Origin of the sequence: Streptococcus sp. 27098_8_99 (assembly GCF_041431935.1) — a bacterium.
GTDB lineage: Bacteria > Bacillota > Bacilli > Lactobacillales > Streptococcaceae > Streptococcus > Streptococcus parasanguinis_D.
In genome coordinates this window covers 49,610-75,628 of the sequence record NZ_JAPVYQ010000009.1, presented here as the reverse complement: position 1 = coordinate 75,628, position 26,019 = coordinate 49,610, and the positions used below count along the sequence as shown (strand labels likewise).

General features: G+C 41.1%; 23 protein-coding genes and 1 other RNA gene. 3 read left to right on the top strand and 21 right to left on the bottom strand.

The window, feature by feature from the left end; genetic code table 11:
- Positions 1-11 precede the first annotated feature (11 nt).
- The 4 genes from O3605_RS06690 to O3605_RS06675 form a co-directional block, all read right to left on the bottom strand.
- On the bottom strand, positions 12-2,420 hold the full coding sequence (locus tag O3605_RS06690) for a primosomal protein N' (protein ID WP_049522937.1): 2,409 nt from the start codon (positions 2,418-2,420) through the stop codon (positions 12-14).
- Between the two features lie 63 nt (positions 2,421-2,483).
- On the bottom strand, positions 2,484-2,798 hold the full coding sequence (gene rpoZ / locus O3605_RS06685; protein WP_003010339.1) for a DNA-directed RNA polymerase subunit omega: 315 nt from the start codon (positions 2,796-2,798) through the stop codon (positions 2,484-2,486).
- 25 nt (positions 2,799-2,823) lie between these two features.
- Positions 2,824-3,456 (bottom strand): guanylate kinase, encoded by a 633-nt coding sequence (gene gmk / locus O3605_RS06680; protein ID WP_003003905.1) that lies wholly within the window; start codon positions 3,454-3,456, stop codon positions 2,824-2,826.
- Between the two features lie 107 nt (positions 3,457-3,563).
- Complete coding sequence (locus tag O3605_RS06675; protein ID WP_049473355.1) at positions 3,564-5,171, bottom strand: ribonuclease Y; 1,608 nt, start codon at positions 5,169-5,171, stop codon at positions 3,564-3,566.
- Positions 5,172-5,404: 233 nt separating this feature from the next.
- Here O3605_RS06675 and O3605_RS06670 point away from each other — a divergent pair, with 233 nt between their 5' ends.
- Positions 5,405-5,887 carry an S-ribosylhomocysteine lyase gene (locus tag O3605_RS06670; RefSeq protein ID WP_021154551.1) on the top strand — a complete coding sequence of 161 codons (483 nt, stop codon included), beginning with the start codon at positions 5,405-5,407 and terminating at the stop codon, positions 5,885-5,887.
- A 77-nt stretch (positions 5,888-5,964) separates the two neighbouring features.
- Here O3605_RS06670 and O3605_RS06665 read toward each other — a convergent pair whose 3' ends face one another.
- The 5 genes from O3605_RS06665 to O3605_RS06645 form a co-directional block, all read right to left on the bottom strand.
- Positions 5,965-7,389: a cell division site-positioning protein MapZ family protein gene (locus O3605_RS06665; protein ID WP_371585646.1), complete on the bottom strand. Its 1,425-nt coding sequence runs from the start codon at positions 7,387-7,389 to the stop codon at positions 5,965-5,967.
- 11 nt (positions 7,390-7,400) lie between these two features.
- Positions 7,401-8,558, bottom strand: a complete 1,158-nt coding sequence (locus O3605_RS06660; RefSeq protein WP_031575297.1) for a THUMP domain-containing class I SAM-dependent RNA methyltransferase — start codon at positions 8,556-8,558, stop codon at positions 7,401-7,403.
- Positions 8,559-8,624: 66 nt separating this feature from the next.
- Positions 8,625-8,990: RNase P RNA component class B (gene rnpB / locus O3605_RS06655), an RNA gene on the bottom strand.
- A 16-nt stretch (positions 8,991-9,006) separates the two neighbouring features.
- Positions 9,007-9,348, bottom strand: a complete 342-nt coding sequence (gpsB, locus tag O3605_RS06650; protein ID WP_049496141.1) for a cell division regulator GpsB — start codon at positions 9,346-9,348, stop codon at positions 9,007-9,009.
- 69 nt (positions 9,349-9,417) lie between these two features.
- Positions 9,418-9,945 carry an SLOG family protein gene (locus O3605_RS06645; protein ID WP_023920293.1) on the bottom strand — a complete coding sequence of 176 codons (528 nt, stop codon included), beginning with the start codon at positions 9,943-9,945 and terminating at the stop codon, positions 9,418-9,420.
- A gap of 64 nt (positions 9,946-10,009) precedes the next feature.
- On the opposite strand from O3605_RS06645, the gene recU reads away from it, so the two are divergent.
- Both recU and pbp1a read left to right on the top strand, forming a co-directional pair.
- Positions 10,010-10,603 carry a Holliday junction resolvase RecU gene (gene recU, locus O3605_RS06640; protein ID WP_003010355.1) on the top strand — a complete coding sequence of 198 codons (594 nt, stop codon included), beginning with the start codon at positions 10,010-10,012 and terminating at the stop codon, positions 10,601-10,603.
- Positions 10,604-12,718, top strand: a complete 2,115-nt coding sequence (pbp1a, locus tag O3605_RS06635) for a penicillin-binding protein PBP1A (RefSeq protein ID WP_024054910.1) — start codon at positions 10,604-10,606, stop codon at positions 12,716-12,718.
- Positions 12,719-13,151: 433 nt separating this feature from the next.
- Here the strand turns inward: pbp1a and pepC are convergent, their stop codons facing one another.
- The 12 genes from pepC to ftsL all read right to left on the bottom strand — a co-directional run bounded on the left by pepC (position 13,152) and on the right by ftsL (position 26,011).
- On the bottom strand, positions 13,152-14,486 hold the full coding sequence (pepC, locus tag O3605_RS06630; protein WP_009732326.1) for an aminopeptidase C: 1,335 nt from the start codon (positions 14,484-14,486) through the stop codon (positions 13,152-13,154).
- A 67-nt stretch (positions 14,487-14,553) separates the two neighbouring features.
- Positions 14,554-15,105 carry a GNAT family N-acetyltransferase gene (locus tag O3605_RS06625; RefSeq protein WP_371475943.1) on the bottom strand — a complete coding sequence of 184 codons (552 nt, stop codon included), beginning with the start codon at positions 15,103-15,105 and terminating at the stop codon, positions 14,554-14,556.
- Positions 15,106-15,487: 382 nt separating this feature from the next.
- Positions 15,488-16,312, bottom strand: coding sequence for an NAD(+) synthase (nadE, locus tag O3605_RS06620; protein WP_302692593.1), 825 nt, complete (start codon positions 16,310-16,312; stop codon positions 15,488-15,490).
- Entirely contained in the window at positions 16,309-17,769 is a 1,461-nt protein-coding gene (locus tag O3605_RS06615) for a nicotinate phosphoribosyltransferase (RefSeq protein ID WP_371585643.1), read from the bottom strand. The genes nadE and O3605_RS06615 overlap by 4 nt, the downstream gene beginning before the upstream one ends.
- 139 nt (positions 17,770-17,908) lie before the next feature.
- The gene (trxB, locus tag O3605_RS06610; RefSeq protein WP_371585642.1) at positions 17,909-18,820 is read right to left on the bottom strand and encodes a thioredoxin-disulfide reductase; all 912 of its coding nucleotides are present in this window, start codon (positions 18,818-18,820) and stop codon (positions 17,909-17,911) included.
- A 59-nt stretch (positions 18,821-18,879) separates the two neighbouring features.
- On the bottom strand, positions 18,880-19,107 hold the full coding sequence (locus tag O3605_RS06605) for a DUF4059 family protein (RefSeq protein ID WP_003003995.1): 228 nt from the start codon (positions 19,105-19,107) through the stop codon (positions 18,880-18,882).
- An 81-nt stretch (positions 19,108-19,188) separates the two neighbouring features.
- Positions 19,189-19,932: an amino acid ABC transporter ATP-binding protein gene (locus tag O3605_RS06600; RefSeq protein WP_371585641.1), complete on the bottom strand. Its 744-nt coding sequence runs from the start codon at positions 19,930-19,932 to the stop codon at positions 19,189-19,191.
- Positions 19,932-20,732, bottom strand: coding sequence for an amino acid ABC transporter permease (locus tag O3605_RS06595; RefSeq protein ID WP_371585640.1), 801 nt, complete (start codon positions 20,730-20,732; stop codon positions 19,932-19,934). Before O3605_RS06595 ends, O3605_RS06600 begins: the two co-directional genes overlap by 1 nt.
- Before the next feature lie 196 nt (positions 20,733-20,928).
- The gene (locus tag O3605_RS06590) at positions 20,929-22,272 is read right to left on the bottom strand and encodes a DEAD/DEAH box helicase (RefSeq protein ID WP_371585639.1); all 1,344 of its coding nucleotides are present in this window, start codon (positions 22,270-22,272) and stop codon (positions 20,929-20,931) included.
- Between the two features lie 134 nt (positions 22,273-22,406).
- Positions 22,407-23,399 carry a phospho-N-acetylmuramoyl-pentapeptide-transferase gene (gene mraY, locus O3605_RS06585; protein WP_156671983.1) on the bottom strand — a complete coding sequence of 331 codons (993 nt, stop codon included), beginning with the start codon at positions 23,397-23,399 and terminating at the stop codon, positions 22,407-22,409.
- 1 nt (position 23,400) lies between these two features.
- Positions 23,401-25,683, bottom strand: coding sequence for a penicillin-binding protein PBP2X (gene pbp2x, locus O3605_RS06580; protein ID WP_371585636.1), 2,283 nt, complete (start codon positions 25,681-25,683; stop codon positions 23,401-23,403).
- Positions 25,676-26,011, bottom strand: coding sequence for a cell division protein FtsL (gene ftsL / locus O3605_RS06575; RefSeq protein WP_021154536.1), 336 nt, complete (start codon positions 26,009-26,011; stop codon positions 25,676-25,678). The genes pbp2x and ftsL overlap by 8 nt, the downstream gene beginning before the upstream one ends.
- Positions 26,012-26,019: the final 8 nt, after the last annotated feature.

Below are 26,019 nucleotides of genomic sequence, written 5' to 3'. Positions count from 1 at the left end.
TTCTTTCTTCCTTACATAAAACTTTGAGGTTCATTATCAATACTGACACGGAGATCTTGGTTGCCTCTTTCTTGAGTAAATTCTAAGATTTGATTCAAGACCTGTGTCATGCCTTCTTCAAAACGATATTTCACAATGATTTGATAATGATACAAATTATGTGTGCGTGCAATTGGTTTAGGTGTTGGTCCTAAGATTTGGACCTGATCAGATAAGCCAGATCGGAGAATTTCCATGACCTGATGTGACTTCTCCATCACAATTTCCTCACTCTTATGGGATAGGGTTAACCCAACTGTGAAGTAATAAGGCGTATAGCCTAACTGCCGGCGAATCTGCATTTCATAGGCAAAAAAACCTTCATAATCTTGGTCTTTGGCAAATCGAATCGCATAATGATTGGGGTTGTAGCTCTGAATGATAACCTCTCCTTCTTTCTCTGCTCGTCCGGCCCTTCCTGCCACCTGAGTCAAGAGTTGAAAGGTTCTCTCTGAAGATCGATAATCCGGTAAATTTAAAGAAGTATCCGCATTCAAGACACCCACTAACGTCACATTTGGAAAATCCAAGCCCTTCGCAATCATTTGCGTCCCTAACAAAATATCCGCTTCTCCATTCCCGAAAGCATCTAATATTGCTGCGTGGCTCCCTTTTTTTCGAGTGGTATCCACATCCATGCGCAAAATTTTAGCTTCAGGAAAGATCTCTTGTAATTCATCATAAGCTTTTTGTGTTCCTGTCCCGTAATAACGAATGGAAGGACTTTGGCAATTTGGACAGTGTCGAGGAATCGCTTTGCTATAGCCACAATAATGACAGTTCATGGTTTTAGTATCCATGTGGAGGGTCAGTGAGATATCACAATTGGGACACGTATCCACTGTCCCACACTCGCGACACATGACAAAGCTGGAATAACCACGGCGGTTCAACATCAAGACAACCTGCTCTTTTTTCTGCAAACGATCAGCAATAGCTTCCACTAGAACCGGAGTGAAGTTACCAGCTTCATTTTGGCCAATATAATCACGAAAATCAACGACTTTAACTTCTGGAATTTTGGCTGCCGGATTGGCCCGTTGGGTCAGACGAATTAATTCATAAACCCCTTTTGTTGCACGAGCCCGCGATTCTAAACTTGGTGTAGCAGATCCAAGAAGCAAAACTGCTTGATTGTACTGAGCTCTTAAGACCGCGACTTCCCTTGCGTGGTAGCGTGGGTTACTATCTTGTTTGTAGGAAGCCTCATGCTCCTCATCAATGATAATGGCTCCGATGTTTTTTAAAGGAGCAAAGATGGCTGAGCGCGCTCCAACGACTACCTTGGCCTCCCCACGTTCAACTTTTCGCCATTGATCATACTTCTCACCGTTTGATAAGCCCGAGTGTAAAATCGCTACTTCCTGGCCAAAACGAGAGATAAAGCGATCCGTCATCTGTGGCGTCAAGGAAATCTCAGGAACCAACATAATAGCCGTTTTCCCCTTATTTAGAACTTCCTGAATAATCTGCAGATAAACTTCTGTTTTCCCACTTCCAGTCACACCTTCTAATAAAAAAGGCTTTGATGTTTTCCCAATTTGAGAAACTACTGTTTCGACAGCTTTTGCTTGCTCTGAATTTAAATGCAGGGCCCGGGTCTGTTCTTTTCCTTCATAGTATGCAGCTGCCCGATTCACTTCTCGTTCTGTAATTTCTAAAACACCCTGATCAATAAAATAAGCCACTACTTCTCGTGAAAAATCCTGATACAATCCTGCTAAGGGTTGCTCCCCTTGCTCTAGCAACAGGCGCTCTTTTAATGCTAGCCTTTTTTTAGCTCTCGCTGATGGTTGAAGTTCTTTTAATCCTTCCTGGTTAACGCGATACCATTTTTCTGTTTTAATTTGTTTCTTATCCTTGGCCTTGTATTCAAGTACCAAATCTCCTTTTCTGACCAACCGCATCACTTGGGCTTGATCAGCCGCATCTAGAGAAGAAAAAGAAACTTCATTTTTTTCACCAAAAAGTTTCACTTTGAGAGTGGGCTCTAAAGAAGGTTGAGGATACAAAATCTTATCATAACTCGAATTGAGGAGAGAAGGAAGCATGGTTTTTAAAATCGTGATCTTATAAGAAAAAACACTTTTTCGTAATTGATCTGCCAACCAGAACTGCTCTTGATTTAAGACCGGAGTGTAATCCAAAACCTCCACAATCGCTTTTAATTCCTCGCTCGTGTCTGCCTCTTCTACAACGTCTACCACAATCCCTTGAATGAGGCGATTCCCTTTACCAAAGGGGACATGAACTCGCATACCTGCCTCCACCATATCCTCAAATTCTGATGGAATCTGATACGAATAGGGTTTATCTGTCTGCATCAATGGGACATCTACGATGACTTTTGCTATCACTTTTTCACCTCCAGCCTCTATCATATGAGCTTTACTTTATCACGGAACCCTTTAAATAGCAAAAAATAAGATTGAGAAGCCCCAACCTTAAATTTTTTCACCATCTTCTTTTTCTTTGGCAATTTGTTCCTTAATTTTGCGCTCTTCTTCTTCTTTGCGAATCCGCTCTGCTTCAATCCGACGACGAAGCGCTTCACGTTTTGCTTCTGGATCCGGGTGAACAACTACGTTTCCGGACTCAATTTCTTCAAGCGCTTGTAATGTTGATTTAACTGATTGGAATTCTTGAGTGGGTACTGCACCACTTTCCAATTCGTGGGCCCGTTTTGCCTCAAGAATGACCAATGAATATTTTGATGGTACTTTGTCAAGCAATGTATCAATAGAAGGTTTTAACATCATATTCCTATACCTAATTTCTAATTATTTATCTCTTCACAATAGTTTGTGTTTTTGGTAACATATCCAGATAATGGCCAATGACACGGTCTACACGGAAATGCTCTGCTTCGATCACACGTTTGACACGCTCAGCAGCAAGAGGAACCTCGTCGTTCACAATGGCGTAGTCATATTCACGCATCATGGCGATTTCTTCTTTTGCTTTTTCAATCCGTTGCGCAATAACTTCTGCACTATCTGTCCCGCGACCCACTAATCGATCTTGCAATTCATCCAAATCAGGCGGAGTTAAGAAAATAAAAACTGCATCTGGAACTTTCTTCTTTACTTGAAGGGCACCCTGAACTTCAATTTCAAGAAATACATCGATTCCCTTGTCCAAGGTTTCGTTCACATAGGTTAAAGGAGTCCCATAGTAATTTCCAACGTACTCAGCGTACTCCAACATTTGCCCTTGACGGATCAAATCTTCAAATTCTTCACGTGTACGGAAAAAATAGTCGACACCATCCACTTCACCTGGACGTTGTGCACGCGTCGTCATCGATACAGAATACTGAAACTGATTGTCCGAGTTTTCAAAAATTTCTCGTCTGACCGTTCCTTTTCCAACCCCTGAAGGGCCAGAAAATACAATTAATAAGCCACGATCCGCCATGATTTCTCCTTCAATGTCTTTCTATCTAGTGTAACAAAAATCGGCCTAATTTTCAACTGATTTTTTTCATTCAAAAAGCTTGAGATGCTAGATCTCAAGCTTTTCGTTTATTTTGCGTAATCTACTGCACGCAATTCTCGAATAACGGTAACCTTAATGTTTCCAGGATATTCAAGATTTGACTCTATCTTCTCACGAATATCATGAGCTAAGATCGTCACTTTATCATCCTTGATTGCCTCAGGGCTCACCATAATACGGATTTCACGTCCTGCTTGAAGGGCGAAACTTGTCTTAACTCCTTCAAAGCTGTTTGCAATTTCTTCAAGATCTTGCAAACGTTTGATGTAACTTTCAAGTGACTCACTTCGTGCTCCAGGTCGAGCCGCACTCAAGGCATCAGCTGCAGCGACAATGACTGCGATAACACTTTCAGGTTCCACATCTCCATGGTGACTGGCAATAGTATTGACAACCACTGGGTGTTCTTTATACTTACGTGCCAATTCTGTCCCAATCTCAACGTGACTTCCTTCCACTTCACGGTCAATCGCTTTACCGATATCATGCAAGAACCCTGCACGTCGTGCCAAAGTAGCATTTTCACCCAACTCACTGGCAATAATACCAGAAAGTTTGGCAACTTCAATGGAGTGACGCAAAACGTTTTGACCATAAGATGTACGGAATTGCAACCGTCCCATGATTTTCATCAAATCTGGATGGAGGTTTGGCGCCCCGATTTCATAAGCAGCGGCCTCACCGTATTCACGAATACGATTGTCAATTTCCTGACGGTTCTTCTCAACCAGCTCTTCGATGCGGGCTGGATGGATGCGACCATCTTTGAGAAGGCTCTCCATTGTCATACGGGCAATTTCACGACGAATCGGATCAAACCCTGACAAGGTCACCACCTCTGGCGTATCATCGATAATCACATCAACCCCCGTCAAGCTCTCAAAGGTACGAATATTGCGTCCTTCACGCCCAATAATCCGGCCCTTCATGCTATCATCAGGCAAATGAACGGTTGAGTTTGTTTGCTCTGCAACAAAATCACCAGCCATTCGCTGCATGGCTTGCACGAGAATGTCTTTTGCAATTTTATCAGAACGTTCTTTCACTTCCAGTTCTGCTTCACGAATTCGTGATGCAATTTCTTTTGAAAGTTGATCTTCCGTCTGATTCAAAATAATGTCACGCGCTTCTCCTTGACTTAGAGCAGCGACACGTTCCAGTTCTTCTACTTTCTTGTGTTCAAGCTCTTCCAGCTGTTGTTCACGCGTATCAATGTGTTTAGTTCTATCTGTAAGACTTTGCTCTTTGTGTTCAAGAGACTGTTCTTTGCTTGTTAAAATGTCGTCTTTGCGATCAAGATTGCTAGCACGTTCTGCCAAACGGCTTTCTAATTGCTTCAATTCTTGTCGTTCTGACTTAAACTCAGCATCGACCTCTTCACGATATTTTCTGGCTTCTTCCTTTGCCTCCAAAAGTGCTTCTTTTTTAAGTGAACTTGACTCATGCTTCGCCTCTTTTAAAATCAAATCGGCTTCACGTTCTGCCTGTCCACGTAAATTCGTTGCTTCTTGTTCAGCATTTAAAAGGGTGAGTTCCGCAGCTTCTTTTGAAGCTTTCATTTTAAGAGCAGTTCCCACATATCCAATGACTAAACCAATGACCGCGGCAAAAACACCTGTAATTACAAAATTCATGCTTTTACCCCAAATCTATTTAATTAGTTGAATTAAAAATTCTTTTACATTTTACCACAAATTACTAAAATTAACAATCTAAAAAAACAGGAAAAACCTTTTATATTTTTGCTTAACCCTTATTCTTTTATCCACGTTTCTTTCATGGAACACCTGTGAGAAATTCATCTATTTCCACTTTGTTGAATCTGCTTTTTATGCTATAATCAAGAAAAACAAAGAAGGATTTGAGTATGACAAAAGAAGTAATTGTTGAAAGTTTTGAATTGGACCACACAGCAGTGAAGGCTCCTTATGTACGCTTGATTGGCGAGGAAACTGGACCAAAAGGAGATATCATCTCTAACTTTGATATTCGCCTAGTGCAGCCGAATGAAAATGCGATTCCAACGGCAGGGCTCCACACAATCGAGCATCTTCTTGCGATGCTCATTCGTAAACGCATCGATGGTATGATTGACTGTTCCCCATTTGGATGTCGCACCGGTTTTCATATGATCATGTGGGGACAGCATTCAAGTACGGAAATTGCTAAAGTGATTAAAGAATCTTTAGAAGAAATTGCATCTGTCAGCACTTGGGAGGATGTCCCAGGCACAACCATTGAGTCTTGTGGAAATTACAAGGATCACAGTCTCTTCTCAGCCAAAGAATGGTGTCGCCTGATTCTAGATCAAGGAATTTCGGACGATCCATTTGAACGTCATGTTGTTTAAGACTCAAAAAAGGATGAACCTGTGGTTCATCCTTTTTTCTTGTCATTTTTCCCAGAAATAGTATACTTGCTCAGGCATTAATAATCCAGAGCATCTGAATGACCTTTTCCGTTCCCTACGAAATAACCAGTCTTGGCATTGATACTAAAGAGATAGGTTCCATCTGGTTTAAAAAGGTTGTAATAGCCATTACCGTTAATGATATTAACACGCTCTAAAATGTATTGATTGCCAGTGATATGTCCACGTTTACGAGCAATGTTCAATACTTTTTCAAGGATACCATCTCCAAACACCCAAGCCGGGTTATTGACATCATTGATAGCTGCTTGGTTATACGGCACACGGCTCAGGTTCCGCTGAAGTGGGACACCATCGCTTGGAAGACCGTACCCTGAATAGCCTGGACTTGCAGTTCCTGCACCACTTGTAGCAGCATTTACAGCCGGTGCTGTAGGCGTTGCTGCTTGAGCTGGGGCCGGAGTTGCATTGGAAGTATCTGCACCACCTGTTCCTGTCACTGGAGCTGGTGTCGCAACCTGTTGTGAACGTCCTTGCGCAACTGCCTCATTCAATAAGCTATCTAATTTTTCATTGCCTGTCTTTGTTTCTGCAAAGGTCGCATCACTTTTTGCTTTGGCAGTTGCATCAAGAACTCCATCTTTGATCACAGGAGAACTGAATTGAGAATTCACTTTTTGAATGGCAGAAACTTGCTTCACAAGATCTTCATATTTTGTTTTAGCCGCATTATAATCACTGCTTCCTTCTAATTTGTCCAGCAGTTTCTTCAGATTTTCCAAGTCTCCGAATTTATCATTTTTTAGCCCACTTTTCGATTCGTCTACAAAAAAGGCATCGTAAGCTTTGGTAAACTCTTCCAATTTTTGAGCCTGTGTTTCACTGCTACCTGATTTAGAAGTAGAAGATGACTTGCTAGATGAAGACGATACAACAGTTGTACCACCAGATTTTCCACGACTGTGCATCCAGTTATAGGTCACAAAAATGGCCGACCCGACAATCGCTAGACCTAATGCAGAGTATAGAACTGCTTTGATTCGTTTACCCGCATTGCTTGGTGTTTCCTCAGGAAGCTCCTCTGCTTCTACAATTGGTTCAGTTGGTGTAGGTCCAAATTTAATCTTAGCAGGTAATTCTGTTGAGATAGCATCCATTTCAGGCCTTTGTTCCAAGACTGTTTCCGTTACTTCCGGTGCCTCCACTGCTTCAGCTACTTCGGCAACTGTTTCTGAAGCTGCCAACTCTTCAGCTTTAGCCAACTCTTCCTTAGCTAAGATCTTTGTATCGTATTTTTCCGCTTCAATTTCTGCTCGGTGTTGTTTGATGTATTTGTCTAAGACATTATCACCTTCCGTTACACCTGCTTCGATTTCTTCTGCCTTTCGATTGGCCTGCCCAATCGTCATCTCTTTAGCATCTTCAAACTCTAAAATTGATTCTGTTTCTTGCTCTAATGGCTTTTTATCCTTCTCTGTCATAAAAATCCTTTCTATGCCTTAATCTGCCGTTTTACTCGTTCCCCAAAATATTGGTAGAGATCAACTTTTAGGGTTCCGTTATAAAGTTTTCGTTTTTTATCTGCTTTACTACCGAATTTAGATTCAAAACCTTCATCACTGGTTAAGATAAATTTACTCCAGGTTTTGAGAGGTGCAAATACGTGCCCCATTTCAGTATACAATTTCGTCACACCTTCATCATCAGATAATCGTTCTCCATATGGAGGGTTGGAGATAATCACCCCGTTGATCTTATCTGAGTGAAGATCTTGAACTCGCATTTGTTTAAAAGTAATGTCCCTGCTAACGCCCGCTTTCTGGGCATTTTCTTTGGCAATCTCAACCATCCGTGCATCGATATCAGTTCCCATAATATCCAATTCGATCTCGCGATTGATTTTTCTACTTGCTTCTTGACGGACTTCATGAATCAAGCGATCATCCATCCAGTTCCATTCTTCAAAAGAAAAGGTCCGACGTAAACCAGGTGCCATATTTCTCGCAATCATCGCCGCCTCAATACAAAACGTTCCAGAACCACATGTCGGGTCAATCAAGGGCTTATCTGGATACCAGTTTGACAGCATAAGAATTGCCGCTGCCATATTTTCCTTAATAGGGGCTCCCCCTTTTTCAGTCCGATAACCACGTTTGAAGAGGCTACTACCAGTGGTGTCAATCAAGACAGTGGCTTGATCTTTAAGGATCGATACTTCGATCTTGAACTCTGCCCCATTTTCCATGAGAGGAACACCTTCTGGCCGGGCATAATGTTTTTGTAACTTTTTAACCACTGCTTTTTTCGAAATAGCCTGAACGCTAGGTTCATTATGAAGTTTTGATTTGACACATTTAGCCTTAGAAATGGGAAAACGTGCTCCTAAAGGCAAATAATTTTCCCAATCCAAAGCAAAGACACCTTGAAAGAGTTCTTCGAAGGTTTTGGCTGGAAAAGTCCCAACCACAATTTTCACTCGATCAGCCGCTCGCAACCAGAGGTTGGTTTCTATGATTGCTCGACGGTCTCCTTGAAATCGAACCCGTCCATTTTCAACCTGGCAATCGTAGCCAAGATCGCGTAGTTCTCGACCAACAACAGCCTCTATACCAGCAGCGGCCGTTGCAATCAATTCAAATTGTTTTTTCATCTTATTCCTATCACTTTAAAAAAGGAGGTTGAGATCTCTCTCCACCTCATCAACCTATATGCAATTTTCTATAAGCCATGTTTTGTTCCAGAAATGACTAGGTACCATTTCCTTTGATAATCATCTGTCTACTGTTTCCAGTCAGAATGCTATGTTCGTTTCCACGCATTCCATGCCCCGACCAAAGTTTGGGTTGCTAGCTTGAGGGGTTTACCGCGTTCCACTTTTTAGGTTTCCCTAAAAACTACGTCACTGTGGCACTTTCAGAGTTACTAGAGCTTATCCTTAGACTTAGCTCCTTCACTCGCCGTAACTTGAATACCAAGTCCCTAGGCTTATGGATTCACCTAGCACAAACACTACAGGCATCACAGCCTGTGCTAGCATGGACTTTCCTCATGAGAATATTCTCTCACGCGATTATCCAAAAATTGCACAATCTATGGGATTAATAATCGCGATCTACGATCTGTTTCCCAAAAACTTCTTTTTCCAAACGATTGAGACGTTTGAGAATATCAAAGTTCGTCGCTGTTGTCACTTGCGGGTATTCTTGCGTAGCAGTGCTAGCAATCGGAGATGTTTGTGGTGTTTCCTGTGCTTTTTGGGCAAGTTCTTCACGAAGGCGTGCGTTTTCTTCACGCAATTCCTTCACCAAAGCAGCATAGGTTTCATAGTCTTTTATGACATCATCCAAAAATTCATTTACTTCATCTTTATTATAACCACGAACTTCTCGTTTGAAATCTTGATCAAAAATATCTTTCGCAGTAAAAATAATACTCGCCATTACTCTCTCCAATCTAGTTCATCATCTCAATTATATAAAAAAATGGTAAGAAAAATCAAGGTATAACACTTAGTTTTCGTAAAAATTTTCAGCAAGTTCATTTAAGTCATCAAAACTTAATTGTTTGACATAAAATGGTTCTTTTTCTACCATCATTTTGTAAAGATATTTTAAATTGGTTTCATTTTCTGGATCATAAAAAACATAAGCTCCATCCGCGTTATCTATCAAAAACTGATTGTATTCTTTTAGTTGACCCGGATTGCTATAGTGTGGATAGGCATATTTCACGAAATCCACCTGTTTGAAGCGTGCTAATAATTCCTGATTGCTTTCATTCCAATTTTCGCCAACATTCTCAAATAGGAAGATCGTCGCCATTTGAAAATCGTAATCTTTTTTTAATGCAAAGGCGACCTCTAGTACCCAAGCCTCAAATCCCAAATTACCAGAAAAGACCAGCCATTTCACTCCTTCTTCAAATAGACGACGAAGATCTCTTTCAATGGCTTTTTTGATAATGGTCAGTCGAGGGTCTTTATTGGAAAAGACTCCCACATCAAAACTCTTATAACCTGCAACAAGTATGGTATTCATTTTTTCCTCATTATTCTAATTTATGATATAATAGAGTGATGTAATTGTACCAATAAGGAGAACTATGGTCAACTATCCACATAAAGTAGCCAAAAAAACCTTGGTCTCTACACAAAGGAAACATCCAGTCGACTTTGCGAATCGTGGGATGACATTTGAAAAAATGATCAATGAAAGCAATCAATACTATCTTTCTCGAGGTCTAGCAGTCATCCATAAAAAACCAACACCGATTCAAATCGTGAAAGTGGATTATCCACGTCGCAGTCGGGCAAAGATTGTTGAAGCCTATTTCAGGCAAGCCTCAACGACGGACTATTCTGGAGTATACAAGGGACGCTATATCGATTTTGAAGCGAAGGAAACACAGCAAAAGCAATCCATGCCGATGAAAAATTTTCATCAACATCAAATCGATCATATGGAGGCAGTTGTTCAGCAAGGCGGTATCTGTTTCGTTCTCTTGCATTTTGCAAAGTTGAGTGAAACCTACTTACTTCCTGCTCCTGCATTAATTCACTATTACAACATCGATCATGGTAGTAAATCCATGCCCCTCTCCTATATTCAGGAGCACGGCTTTCTAGTAGATAAGAATCGTCTTCCAAGCGTTCCTTATCTTGATATTATCGAACAGAAACTTCTAGGCGGTATTTAAATGAATAAACAAACAGTCATTCAATGGTTGAAATATGTTGCCATCGCAGCCATTTCATTTTTCTTACTTTTATTTGTCCTCGGTGGACTGATATTTAGTTACTATGCTATGAAAGCACCAACCTTGTCTGAAAAAGATTTGGTTGCAACAACATCTAGTAAGATCTATGACAACCAAAATAACTTGATCGCGGATTTGGGAGCTGAGAAACGAATCAATGTCACAGCCAATGAAATCCCTACTGATTTGGTCAATGCTATCGTTGCGATTGAAGACCACCGTTTCTTCAATCACCGTGGGGTCGACATCATTCGGATCGGCGGTTCCTTCCTTCACAACTTACGAGGAGGAAGTCAAGGTGGGTCAACCTTGACGCAACAATTGATCAAGTTAACCTATTTCTCCACTTCAGCCTCTGACCGTACCCTCTCTCGTAAGATCCAAGAAGCTTGGTTAGCAACCCAACTAGAAAAGAAAGCAACCAAACAAGAAATCTTGACCTATTACGTCAATAAAGTATTTATGGCGAATGGGAACTACGGAATGCAGACAGCTGCGAAAAGTTATTACGGAAAAGATCTAAAAGATCTTTCGCTCCCTCAATTAGCACTCCTTGCGGGGATGCCCCAAGCACCAAACCAATACGATCCATACTCCCATCCTGAAGCAGCGCAACAGCGCCGAAACTTAGTATTAAAAGAAATGCTCGATATGAAGACCATTTCTAACAAACAATACGAAGCAGCGGTCAATACACCTGTTACAGATGGTCTGCAAAGTCTCAGTTCTTCAAGCAGTTACCCAGCCTATATGGATAATTACCTAAAAGAAGTGATCGAGCAAGTCGAAGAAGAAACGGGCTACAATTTGTTGACAACCGGAATGGATGTCTATACAAACGTGGATACAGAAGCTCAAAAGAAACTATGGGATATCTACAATACAGATGAATATGTCAATTACCCGGATGATGAAATGCAAGTAGCTTCTACCGTTATTGATGTCAATACTGGTAAAGTCATTGCTCAGCTGGGTTCTCGTCACCAATCCAGCAATGTTTCCTTTGGTACAAACCAAGCGGTTGAAACGAACCGTGACTGGGGTTCAACAATGAAACCAATCACAGATTACGCACCAGCTCTTGAACATGAGGAATATACCTCTACAGCAGCTACTACAACAGATGCGCCATACAACTTCCCTCATTCATCAACGCCTGTCTACAACTGGGACCGTTCATACTATGGTAGCATGTCCATTACCTACGCAATTCAACAATCTCGTAACGTGCCTGCGGTGAAGGCCCTGGAAAAAGTTGGTCTTAAACAAGCTAAGAAATTCCTCAATGGATTAGGGATCGATTACCCAGAAATGGTTTACGCCAACGCTATCTCGAGTAACACTAGCGATTCTAGCAACAAATACGGAGCCAGCAGTGAGAAAATGGCAGCTGCCTATGCTGCTTTTGCCAATGGCGGTACCTATTACAAACCATCCTATGTTAGTCGGGTTGTCTTTAGTGATGGCACAACCAAGGAATTTGAGTCCGAAGGAACTCGTGCAATGAAAGCAACAACTGCCTACATGATGACAGATATGATGAAGACAGTTCTCTTGTCTGGTTCCGGTACAAATGCTGCCATTTCGGGAATCTACCAAGCTGGTAAGACAGGTACATCAAACTATGCTGATAACGAAATCGGTAAATTGACAAAAAATGCTTATTCAAATATTGTAACACCGGATGAATTGTTTGTAGGCTACACTCCTGAATATGCCATGGCAGTATGGACAGGTTATTCCAATCGCTTTACACCAGTATTGGATAATGGAATACAGGTCGCAACGGATGTCTACCGTCAAATGATGCTCTATCTTGCTAATAATAATAACTCTGGTCATACGGATTGGACGCAACCAAGTGGACTGTATCGAAGTGGTTCTTATCTCTACTTAAACAATGGTAAGAACAACTACAATAACTACTACTATGAGCCAAGTTATTCCACTGATCAGTATTCGTATGAAGAACCATCGTCTAGCTCTTCGAACGAAGAAAATCAATCTAAACCATCTGAGCCTTCTTCGCAAGACTCTAACAATCATAACGAATAATAGAATGGAGAAGTCGGGCTTTTGCCCGGCTTTTTTTAAAACAATGGTTAAAAAACCAGAACGAATAAAATCTGATTTATTTAGTTAGACTTCCCAGCTTTTTTATTTTTGAGTATATAAAAAAAAAGAGCCTTTCGGCTCTTATTAGAATGTAGACAAACTATTTTAAAGCAAAATAAGTTAAGTGATTCTGCAAAAAACAAAATTGAGTTCCAATATTTAAATCGATTTAAGAAAATACTGAAACTTTCCGCTGTGAGAAAAGTGCTTGAAACGTTATTGTTTCAGGCACTCGGAATTATTGAGACCTTAGACTCAATAATTAGTCATGGAACTTTAAAGAAGTTCGCTGACGTCCGTACTCACCTAAGGAAAGTTTTTAAGATATTTTGTCTTCAATCTGAAAAGAGCCTTTCGGCTCTTTTCTATATCATTATTTTGCTAAAGCTCCCATTGGATCCCACGGTGCTAGGACAATTGGTTCTGCTTCATAGGCTGCTAATTCGTCTGCTGTTAGGAATTCTTTACGAACCACGATTTGATAGGTATATTCATCCATCCAAGCATCAGAAGCCACAAAGTAACCATCTGTACCGACCTTGTCTCCCCATGAATTTTCAACCTTCCATTTACGAGGCTGACCTGCTTCGTCTAAATCAACCCCTGTCAAGACCATAGCGTGTGTCATGAGACTTTCTGCATAGTCCAAGCGACCCGCCTTGTCTTGTGTCAAATGAATGTCCATGCCTGCTTCAAAATCGTAGACATCTGTTGCCAGGATTCCGGCTTTACGGTTGCTGACTTGGCCTACATCTGAACCAAACCAGACAGTTTCTCCTGCTTTCATTTGAGCAATAGCTAATTCTTTCAATCGATCCATTGGAACATTTAGGTAGCGGACTGGACGGCTACCAACCACATTGCCCAGCATATCTACGGTGTAAGATTTTCCATATGGCTTATCTGTAGTTGGGGCATTGATAATGGAGACGTAATCGTCTAATTGAAGGTCTACATATTTTTTGTAGAAGCTTTGTGGAGTTAAGCCACTTTCGGTATGGAATTGGTTGTCCTTATCACGGTATGAAAAGTCAAATTCACGCGGAGGCAATCCTAAAGACATAGCCAAGAAGTTAAAGATTTCTTGCAACAACGCTTGTTTCTTGCTCGCAACTGCCTCACTATCTGCGCCTGAGTGAATCAAGTCACGCAAGATTTGCGCATCTTGACGCAAGAGTTTATTGAGGTAGGTGTTCAATTCCCGGCTATTACTTGAAGAAATCGATTCCGGATAAACTGATTTTGGAACCACTCCGTATTTCTCAAAGAGGGATACCACCATATCCCATTGACCACCATCTTGTTGTGGGGTTTGTAGGAGAAAAGCCACCTTACGGCTGGTCAATTCTTGATCTGCTGTAGCAATCACTTGCTCCAAAAACCAGTTTGATTTTTCATACTTATCCCAAAAGAAAGTATGTGCTTGAGACAATTCAAAATCCTCCAATTGGAAGCTTGAAATCATCTTGTGACGGAAGGTATTTAAAGCCGCAAACATCCAACAACGTCCAGATGCTTTTTGGTTTGTCACCTTATCCTTGGTCAAATCAAGTGAAAAAACTGGTGTATTTTCTACTGCACTCTTGCGCGTTTCAAGCGATGCATGGATCCCATTGTGGGTAACAGCATTTTCAAGAGCCGCATATTTCACATTTGCTTCATAATTAGCATAGAGCTGGTCTGTAAATTCTTTCGTTAATTCTGACATAGCAATCTCCTTTTTTCATTATTTACTATTATAATCCTTTGAGCAGAATCTTCAAGTAAAAATCACCCTATAGAGAGGGATTCTGTTTAGAATAGATGATTTTATCCCCGCAATATCCTTTGCGTTGAATGGCATGAGGGATGGTTTCTACATACTGCATTCCTGCCTTTTCCATGACTTTCCCTGAAGCAGGATTTAAACTGACATAAGTGGCTTTGATTTCTTTAAATCCGACTTTGTTCAATAAGAAATCCAAAACAGCTATGACGGCTTCTGTCATGAATCCCCGCCCCCAGAATTTCTTGCCAAGGATATAACCTAGCTCGCATGATTGACTTTCCTGGTCTTGAGAAACCACACTAATATCTCCAATTACCTGATCCGGTAATGTTTTCAAACAGATCGCCCATTTATAAGTATCTGGTTTAAGATACTGTTCGATCCATCTTTTGATCGATTCTCTGGTTCTCTCAGAAGATGCATGGGCATCCCAGGTGACATATTTCAGGGTTTCAGGATCAGAAGCCCAATTTTCAAACATCGCTGGTGCATCCTCCAAAACGAAAGGCCTCAAGTATAAATGCTCTGTCTCTATGGCAAGACTTCCAAGATGATTCATAGATTGTCTCCCTTCATTTTTTTATGCAACTTGAACTTTGCAAGTTGGTTATTTTAATCTAGAAGAAAAGGACGGATGAAACCGCCCTTCTTTTTGATGCTTTTCACAATATTGTCTGGTGAGACTACGAAATCGAACTCTACGAATTACCGATTTCTGTCTAGTATTAATAGAAAAATTCTATTTGTCTCCACCTCATCCATGAGCTTTTCAATGATACATTGACGCAGTAGCTGGCTGATTTGAACGGAGCTCTTTGAGCACCTTTCAAATCTAGACAGCCTTGCGGGGGTGAGACTACGAAATCGAACTCTACGAGTTACCGATTTCTTCCTCGTTCTCCTATTTTAAGACTCGGGCTAAAAAGGTCCACTGGACCTTTTTACTCCCAAAAATGATCAAATACTGTGATTGGCAAGTGGCGTTTGTGTTGGCCTTTGTACCACCATTTTTCAATAGTGGCTTGAGCTTCTGGGCTCACTTGTTTGCCTTCTAGGTAATCATCGATTTCATTATAGGTGACACCCAGCGCTACTTCATCTGCTATTCCTGGTTTTTCTTCTTCCAAATCTGCTGTTGGGATTTTCTCATAAAGAGCAGGATCAGCTCCTAAGGCCTTAAGCAATTGTTTTCCTTGGCGTTTATTCAAACGGAAAAGGGGCAAAATATCTGCACCACCATCTCCAAATTTTGTGAAGAAACCAGTAATATTTTCTGCAGCATGATCCGTCCCAATCACCGCTCCGCTACGTGCTCCAGCTAGAGCATACTGAGCAATCATGCGACTGCGAGCCTTAATATTGCCTTTGTTAAAATCAGAAATCTCTGTTCCAGTCGCTTCTACTGCTCGTACCATTTCGTCAGCAGACTCCTTGATATTCACAACCAAGCTAACATCCGGCTGGATAAAGGCCAATGCTTTTTGTGCATCTGCTTCATCTGCTTGTACCCCATAAGGAAGACGAACGGCAATAAATTGATAGGAGGCATCTCCTGTTTCTGCACGCATTTCTTCCATGGCTAATTGAGCTAATCGTCCAGCAAGAGTTGAATCTTGTCCTCCTGAGATCCCTAATACAAATGTTTTCAAGAAGGGATGTTTTTTTAGATATCTTTTTAAGAAATCAACCGAGCGGCGAATCTCTTCCTGAGGATCAATGCTAGGCTTGACACCCAATTGTTGGATAATCTCTTCTTGCAAACTCATTTTGCTTCTCCTTCTCCATTAGCCTTGTTACGCATTTCCTCGATCAGGTCCATCTTGTCCTGCCAAATATCTTTTGCCAAGTCAACTGGGTAATGCTGTGGATTAAGGACACGCTTGTATTCATCCCACAATTGATCGTAATTTTTACGAGCATATTCTTGAATTTCTGATAATGGTGGTAGTTGATAAACCAATTGACCCTCTTTAAAAATATCCACTAAAAGAGGAATAGCCTCAAAGTTTCGGACCGTTTTATTAATGTAGGTATAAGTTGGATGGAACATTTTAAGTTCTGTCAGTTGTGAAACATCTACTCCATCATAAGTGATGTAGTCCCCTTCTGACTTACCTTTTTCACGGCTCGTAATCCGCCAGACTTGCTTTTTACCTGGAGTAGAAACTTTCTCTGCATTATTGGAAAGCTTGATGGTATTGATCATCTCTCCTGCTTCGTTTTCAACAGAGACAATTTTGTATACCGCTCCAAGCGCTGGTTGATCATAGGCTGTGATTAGCTTGGTTCCCACACCCCAAACATCAATTTTTGCTTTTTGCATTTTCAAGTTGAGGATGGTATTTTCATCCAAGTCATTAGAAGCGTAGATTTTAGCCTCCGTAAACCCAGCCTCATCTAATTGCTGGCGAACCTTTTTAGAAATATAGGCAATATCTCCTGAGTCAATCCGGACGCCTAGGAAATTGATCTTCTCTCCCATTTCACGTGCTACCTGAATAGCTGCAGGAACCCCAATACGCAGGGTATCATAGGTATCGACGAGGAAGACACAATCTTTATGGGTTTCCGCATAAGCCCTAAAGGCCTGGTAGTCATTTCCATAAACCTGTACAAGAGAATGGGCATGAGTTCCTAAAACTGGGATTCCAAAGAGTTTTCCTGCACGAACATTACTAGTTCCATTGGCACCTCCGATGACTGCTGCACGAGTTCCCCAAATGGCAGCATCCATTTCTTGCGCACGACGGGTTCCAAATTCCATCAAAGGCTCATCTTCAATGACTGAACGAATACGAGCAGCTTTTGTGGCTATCAAGGTTTGAAAGTTGACAATATTCAAAAGGGCTGTTTCCACCAATTGACACTGAGCCAGTGGGCCTTCGACCTGGACAATTGGTTCATTGGCAAAAACTAAGTCACCTTCTTGAGCCGAGCGTACTGTCAGTTCCAACTTAAGATCACGGAGATATTCCAAGAAGGCTCCATGATAACCAAGTGACTCTAAATAGGCAATATCGCTCTCAGAAAAACGCAAGTTTTCCAAATATTTCACAATTCGCTCTAAGCCAGCAAATACAGCATAGCCATTTTTAAAAGGTTGATTACGGAAAAACACTTCAAAAACGGCATGTTTATTGTGGATACCTTGATCAAAATAGACTTGCATCATGTTGATTTGGTATAAATCAGTATGCAAGGTTAAACTGTCATCTGGATACATATGTATACCTCTTTTTTATAGATTTGTTCTATGAATTCCTACCATAAAATTAGTACCATTATAGCATATTTCAGCCCTATTGAATACTGAAAGGAAAGCATGAAAAAAATCTGAGACAGGAAGCTCAGATTTTTTTGGATTAAAAGTTTTCTGTGATATATTTATAAACTTCTTGGCCAGCAATCGCACCGTCTCCGACTGCTGTCGTCACTTGACGCAAATCTTTTTGACGAACATCACCAACCGCAAAAATACCTGGGACTGAGGTTCTCATATGATCATCCGTCACCACCCAGCCATTTTCATCTAAAATACCAAGTTCCGTCGCAAAATCACTGACAGGATCTAAACCGACATAGATAAAGACACCACCGAAGGCCTGCTCTCTAACCTCTCCTGTCTTCACATCTTTTAAAAGGACAGACGTTACTTTTTGTTCCCCCTTAATTTCTTCCACAACCGTATTCCAAGCAAAGTGAATTTTATCATTGGCAAAGGCACGGTCTTGAAGAACTTTTTGGGCACGCAACTGATCACGACGATGGGCAATGGTCACTGTTTTTGCAAACTGCGTCAAAAAGACAGCTTCTTCTACCGCAGAATCGCCACCACCAACGACCAAGAGATCTTCATCTCTAAAGAAAGCTCCATCACAAACAGCGCAGTAGGAAACTCCTCTACTGTTCAGCTCCTCTTCACCAGGGACATTTAATAAACGGTGGTTGGAACCTGTTGCAATCACCACGGTCTTAGCTTCAAATTCCCCGTCATCTGTGACAATCTTTTTGGTTGCTCCGTGGTCTTCGATGCGCTCTACCTGACCAAACAAATGTTCCACACCAAGATTTTCTAAGGGCTCAAACATTTTTTCAGCCAACTCCGGGCCACTAATATTGGCATAGCCAGGATAGTTTTCGATGTCAGACGTATTGTTCATTTGGCCGCCTGGAATCCCTCTCTCAATCAATGCGACTTTTAAATTACTTCGTGCTGCATAAAGGGCCGCAGTCATCCCTGCAGGACCTGCTCCAATAATCACTGTATCAAACATACTCAACCTCTTTTCCGTTTCGTTGTAATCATTATAATTCTAACACGGTCTTTTTGCAATTATCGTGCTTGAAAGATAAACAAGATCCCTATGACCGCAAAGGTTAAAATAGGAATCGTCATGATATCAATTAAGAGGATATCATACAAATGCGCTTGTCGTTGCTTGGCTGTTTTATCTTTCTTCTTAAGGGCACGGTAGCCAATCCAAATACAAGAAGCGATCCCAACTAAAATCGTTGTCGTCACTAAACTTTGTAAATATAAGGACAATAATTTATTTAACATCACGACTCCAAATATTTTTACATTTTCAGAAAACAAACCCAGCTAGCACCGCCAGCTGAGTCTTACCTCTTTTCTATTATATCAAACATAGGTCCGTTTGTAACTAGCAAAGAATTCTTTTGTCCGTTCTTCTTTTGGATGCTGCATGATTTCCTCTGGTGTTCCAGATTCAATAATCCGTCCTTTATCCAAAAACAAGACCTTATCTGCCACTTGTGCTACAAAAGACATATCATGGCTGACCAGTACCATGGTTTGTCCCGTTTTTGCGGCATTGGCAATGGATTTTTCAACTTCTCCAACCAATTCTGGATCCAAGGCTGAAGTCGGTTCATCCAGCAAAAGAACTTCTGGTTTCATGGCCAAGGCACGAGCCAAAGCCACGCGTTGCTTTTGTCCGCCTGAGAGGTGACGAGGATAGTGATTTTCACGATCCGATAAGCCAACTTTTGCCAGTTCTTCACGCGCAATTTTCGTTGCTTCTTGATCGGATAAGCCCTTTACAACAACGAGTCCTTCTTTCACATTTTCAAGAGCTGTTTTTCGTCCAAACAAATTGAACTGTTGGAACACCATGGCCAACTTTCTCCGCAAGGTTAAAATTTGATCTTGGGTAATGTGTTCAAAATCAACCTCGAAATCATCAATCTTAATTCTACCACTGTCTGGAGCTTCCAAATAGTTTAAACTGCGTAAAAAGGTCGATTTACCCGCTCCAGAAGACCCAATCAAGGCTACTACTTCCCCTTTTTGAATTTCCAAACTTAGATTATTTAAAACCTTTTGACCTGAAAATGTCTTTGATAATTCTGAAATATAAATCATTAGATCCGGACCTCCTGATCTGGTAAATCAATTGCTACGGGAGTCTCAATATCCAGTCGACGTTCAATGTGACGGCCTAGCATTTCTATGAGGATATTCACAATCCAGTAAACAATCGATACCGTGATAAAGCGTTCAAAATACTTCAAATCGCTCCCCCCAATAATCCGTGCTTGGGCAAAAATTTCAACCACACTGGCACTAAAGGCTAGCGATGTCCCCTTGGTCAATCCAATAAGAGAATTGATTAAGGTTGGAGTTGCAACAACTGCTGCATTGGGAATAATAATCCGACGATAAACTTGTCGATTGGTCATTCCAAGACTCCGCGCCGCCTCAACTTCACCAGGATCCACTGATAAAATCGCTGCTCGGATGGTCTCACTCGCATACGCCGCCTCATTAAAAGCAAGGGCCACAATTGCAAATAACTCAGCTGGAATGGCATTAATATTAAAAGCTGTTCCGTAAGACTGATTGATCGCTTTTAAAATAAGAGGAATCCCATAATATGTCAACATCAATTGAACCAACAAAGGAGTCCCACGTAAAAAGCTGACAAAAACAGCTTGAAGCGGGTAGAGGATTCGTACACGATTAATTTTGACCAGAGCAAAAATCATGGCAAAAATAATCCCCAAAAATGCGCCTCCCAGGGCTAGTAAAATCGTCACAGGCAGTTTCCCTATGACAGCCGGAAATGCATCCAATACAGCTCTCAAACTAAACAGCTTGCTATCTGGAACATGTTTTAAAAAGTCAGCATACCAGTTGGCTGTTAAAAGATTAGTTGTAAACATTTTTGTTACTTCCTTTCTCGAACATAAACATTCTATCATATTCACTATTGGAATTCCAAAAATTGCTACAGAAATAGAAAAATGATAGACTAGACAAGTTTAGTCTATCATAATTTTAGACAAGTTCCCAATAGATTTTCTTTATGGAGTTCATAAAGAAAATCTATGTTTTCTTTTAAACATTTGAAACAAGGGATCAGAAAGTTTGGCGTTTGGCCTTTCTTTCCGCCCGACCACGCGCACGGTTTTCCGCTCGCTTAGTTTTTCTTCGCTTCTCATCAACTGCCCATTTGATTTTTTTCTTGTAGCCTGGTTTGATTTTTTTCTTTTTCTTCTTCACCAGACCAATCATTTCGATATCAAGTTTCTCTTGCTTTTTCTCACGATTCGCCCGTCTATCCCGATCATAGGTATCTTCAATAACCCCATTTTTCAACACTTTCGGTACGAAACGAATGCCCATTTTTTCTAGTTCACGGATATCTGAATCATCACTTGGTTGATAAAGAGTAATGGCTACACCTGGTAGGCCATTGCGACCTGTCCGACCAACACGGTGAACAAAGAAGGAAAGATCTTGAGGAATGGCATCGTTAATGACATGGCTCACCCCTTCGATATCAATTCCACGCGCCGCCAAATCTGTGGCCACAATATACTCAAAATCAAGATTTTTCACCTGATTCATGATCCGTTTTCGTTCACGTGGTGGGATATCTCCGTGAATCTTCGCCACTTTGAGTCCCTGAGCCACTAAATAGGCATGAAGATCATCTGCTCTTGTTTTTGTATTGACGAAAATCATGGCCAAATAAGGTTGCAGGGTCTTGGTCAATTGGAAAACTTGCTCATTTTTATCCCGCCCCTTGGTAGAAACCAGCCAATTATCGATGGTATCTGAAATCACCGTTTTGGTCTTAATTTGCTCCATGACAGGATTTGAGAGATATTTTTTCAAGAAAGGCTGCAATTTTTGTGGAATGGTAGCTGAAAACACCAAAAACTGCAGTTGTTGCGGAAGTCTTGAAGCAATCTTATCTACGGTAGACAAAAATCCCATATCCAGTGTCATATCCGCCTCATCTACCACAAAGGTATGGGCCTTATGGATAGCCAGATCTCCAGATGCAACCAGATCATAGATCCGCCCTGGAGTTCCAATCACGATATGCGGCTGTTTGACCTGCAATTTTTCAATCTGACGACTTTTATCCGTTCCTCCAACATAATTGGCAATCCGAATCTCTTTTTCAGAATGACTAGCGATTTGACGAGCAGCTTGGTAAATTTGCGTTGCTAACTCCCGACTAGGAGCCGTAATCACCGCTTCAACTTGTTGGCTGTCTTCATTTAAGGTTTGAAAAATCGGTAAGAGGAATGTATGGGTTTTTCCAGATCCTGTCTTAGATTCCCCAACCAAATCATTCCCAGCTAAGACAATCGGAATTAGTTTTTCCTGTACTTCAGTTGCTTCTCTAAAATTGATTTCTTTCAGTGCCTCTTGAATATAAGGCTTAAAATTAAACTCTGTAAATTTCATTTTCTCAGTTCCTTTCATGATCTCTATTATTATATCAGAAAAGCTGACTTCGTGCCTATCTTATGAGTCATTTTTCCTAACCAACAAAGTCTCTCTGAGTCAGCAAAAAACGATGGGCAAGCCCACCGTCTTTTTTATAAGTAGAGAAGAACAAGAGTGATGACACTTGTTACCAAGGCAATGGACCACATAAAGGCATCCACTTTCCATTCTGACCAGTTTTGGCCATTTCCAGAAAGTCCACCCAGTTCTAAATGATGGTGGAAAGGGGTCATTCTGAAAATCCGTCGCCCTTCCCCGTAGCGTTTCTTGGTCCATTTGAAATAGGTCACTTGTAGCATCACTGAACCTGTTTCAATGACATAGACAAGACCAATCAGGAGCAGGGTCCACTCTACATGCAGAGCCATTGACAAGGCTGCAAGCATCCCTCCAAGAGCAAGGCTACCGACATCTCCCATAAAGATTTTAGCTGGCTTGTGGTTGAAGACAAAGAATCCAAGCAAGGCCCCAATCATACTTAAGGTGACAAAGAGAATATCCCATTTTCCTTGCATATAGGCAATAAAGGAATAGGCACTCAAGCTAATGGCAACGGAAATGCTGGCTAATCCATCAATCCCATCTGTCAAATTGACGGCATTTGAAAAACCAACCAACCAAAATAAAGCAAAGAGAATGTAGAAATGGCCCAAGTAAAGATCGTAACCAAAGACATTCAAAAGGCTTCCTGCACCGTGGCGTTCAGAAAAAATATAGAAGATGATTCCACCAACAAGTTGAAGGGCCAATTTTTGTTTTGGATTGAGACCTTCATTAATCTTACGAAAGACTTTTAAAAAGTCATCCAAAAATCCAACAATTCCATATAGAATCAAGATAAATAGAATCAGTTGAACAGGGCGCGTGAAATTTCCAGTCAATACGGTAACGACAAAACTAACTAGAACGGCTGTAATGAGAAATACAACTCCACCCATTGTCGGAGTGCCAGCTTTCGCTTTGTGTTGTTTCACATCTTCGTGCATTTGTTGCCCGGAAATATGAGCACGATGGTAAAATCGAATAAAGGCTGGAATAGCAGCCACTGTTAATAGAAACGATACAAGGATCGTAGCAATATACATCTTAGTCTCCTAATGTTAACGTAATCTTTTTAGTTTTATTGAGTGAGGTGTTCATTTTGACACTTTGTTTGGTTACTTTCTTTCCACTACCTTTATAGGTAATCTCAATTCCAGTCCATTCTCCAAAGATGTCCGCATTTTTCTTTGTCCAACCATACATATCTGGAACCGCATCAAAGTCTTCTGTCAATAACAATACTTGTTGATTGGCTTTGACTTTAGAGCCTACATCCACAGACATCTTGCGGATATTTTTCCCGGTTCCTAGGACAATTGGCTGCACCAAATTGCGACGCAATTCCTCTGAATAAGCGCCTGGGCTCAGATTTTGTTTCAGATTCAACTCCTTAGAGAGAGTTTCTACTGAAGGGATTTTGTAGGTCGTTTCTTTGGTCACATCATCCAACGTTGGTGCCTCTGATGTCAAATGCAATTCGTCTTTTAAAGCAACTGCATCTTCCAAAATAGGATTGACCAGCTCTTCCCAGCTGGTGGCTGAGAATTTCACTTCTGGTTGTTGGACCGTCACATACATAATGAATTCAGGATCTTCTGCAGGTGTCATGGCTACAACCGAGTTGATATAATCATTTTCTCCTTGCAAGTATCCTTGATCTGTCGCCATTTGGGCAGTCCCTGATTTCACCGCAACGTTTTGACCGGGTACCTGAATGATGGGTCCATCACTGTACAAGGTTCCATACTCTGGATCTGTTCCGACGGTGATCATATAGTTCCGTGTCTGTTGTGCAGCTGATCCTGAAACTGGTTTTCCAACAACTTCTTTTTTTGATTTGCGGGCTGTGTCTGATTTTTTATCGTAAATAGCACTAATAAACTTCGGCTCCAACATTTGTCCATCATTAGCGATGGCGCTAAAGGCCCGTAACATTTGGGTTTGACTGACGGAAATCCCTTGACCGAAAGAAGACATGGCTTGAGTGACATAGTTATCACCTGGTAGGCCTCCAAAACTTTCGTCTCCCATTCCAAAACGTGTAGGAAGTCCGAACTTAAAGAGTGTGAGGTAATTCATCCAGACACTATTGCCCATCTTCTGTTCTAGCTTGGTCATCCCAATATTACTTGAATAGGCAAAAGCTTGGGCAATATTCATATAGCGACCTTCTGACAAGCCCATATTGACATCCCAGTCACGGATCGTCGCATCTTTTACTTGTAGTTCGTTATTGTAGTATCCCTCATTATAGGCTGGGAAGGTTCCATGATCAATCGCCGAAGCTAATAACATGACCTTCATCGTTGAACCCGGTTCATATTGATCTTGATAAAGGATGGTATTCCAGGTTTTCAAGTTTTTCAGATCCAACCCTTGTTTGGTATCCGCATTATAGGTTGGACGTTGCGTTGTCGCCAGGATTTCTCCAGTTTTTGCACTCACAAGAGTCGCACTAACATACTTTCCTTTTACTTTTTCTTGGAAAACATCCATTCGCGTCTCAAGGTAGGTTTGTAATTCTGCTGAAATGGTCGTATAGACATCTTTTCCATCTTCTGTTTTGACAGAAACCTTATCTGAACCAGGAACGATATTGCCGTTTCGGTCTTTGTCATAGGTGATAACCCCATTTTGACCAGCGAGAATACGATCGAGGGATTTCTCCATCCCTGATTGCCCCTTCAGGGTTTTATTCCCCTCTTTATCTTCTTGAAGAGAGGCCTGACCTATAAATTGAGAAGCAAAAACTCCATTTTTATAGCTCCGATTTGGACTAGTTGTAAAGGCAACCCCTTCAATCTTCGCCGCTTCCATGGCCTCACGGATAGCCGTCATATTGCTATAAGTTATGCCGTTTCCGTTCGACCCAAAAGAAACCTGTTTCAATTTCTTTTGCGACAACTGTTGAATGACGTAATCCTCATCCATCCCTAAGTACTTCTTAAAGATTTCTGCTACTTTTTTAAATTGGCTCTCTTCTACATAGAGGACTTTCCCAGTTGCTGATTTGTACTTTTTATCAATAATGGCATAAACGTTATAGGTCGTCGCATCTTCAGCAATTACTGCTCCATTTCGGTCGTAGATCGTTCCACGTTTTGCAGGAACAATGACCGTCTGCTCATGGACTTTTTTGGCTTGATCCGATAAGGTCACACCAAATTTTTTGTCAGTCCCAATGATCATTGCAAAATTAATCAGAAAGAGAAAAAAGAGGAAAATCGCCAGTACACTGAGATTTTTCCCAACTTGTTTTCGATTCTGATCCGGCAAGCGACGTTTCTTTATCGAATACCCGATCAAAAATTTTTTGAATTTATTCATCACTACTTGCACTCACTGTTTTTCGATTTTCTTTTTGTAGCTTCATTCCTTGGGAGCTAGCCAACTGTGATAAGCGGTCATACCGTGTTAATTCATTGACCTCTTGACGAACATCTGCCAATTCCGTCTTTTTGGCTTCTAGTTCCGTATTCAAATCAGTCAATTCACTTTGAACTTGTAAAATCCGTGTCTGCATAAAGACGATACTAATGGCTAAAATAACAGCTGTTAGGACAATCGACCCATAAAAAGCCTTTTCTACTCTAGAGAAACGGCGAAAGCGGTCTTGCAGTACCTGTGTTCTTGTTCTCTCATTTCTTGCTGCCATATCAATTC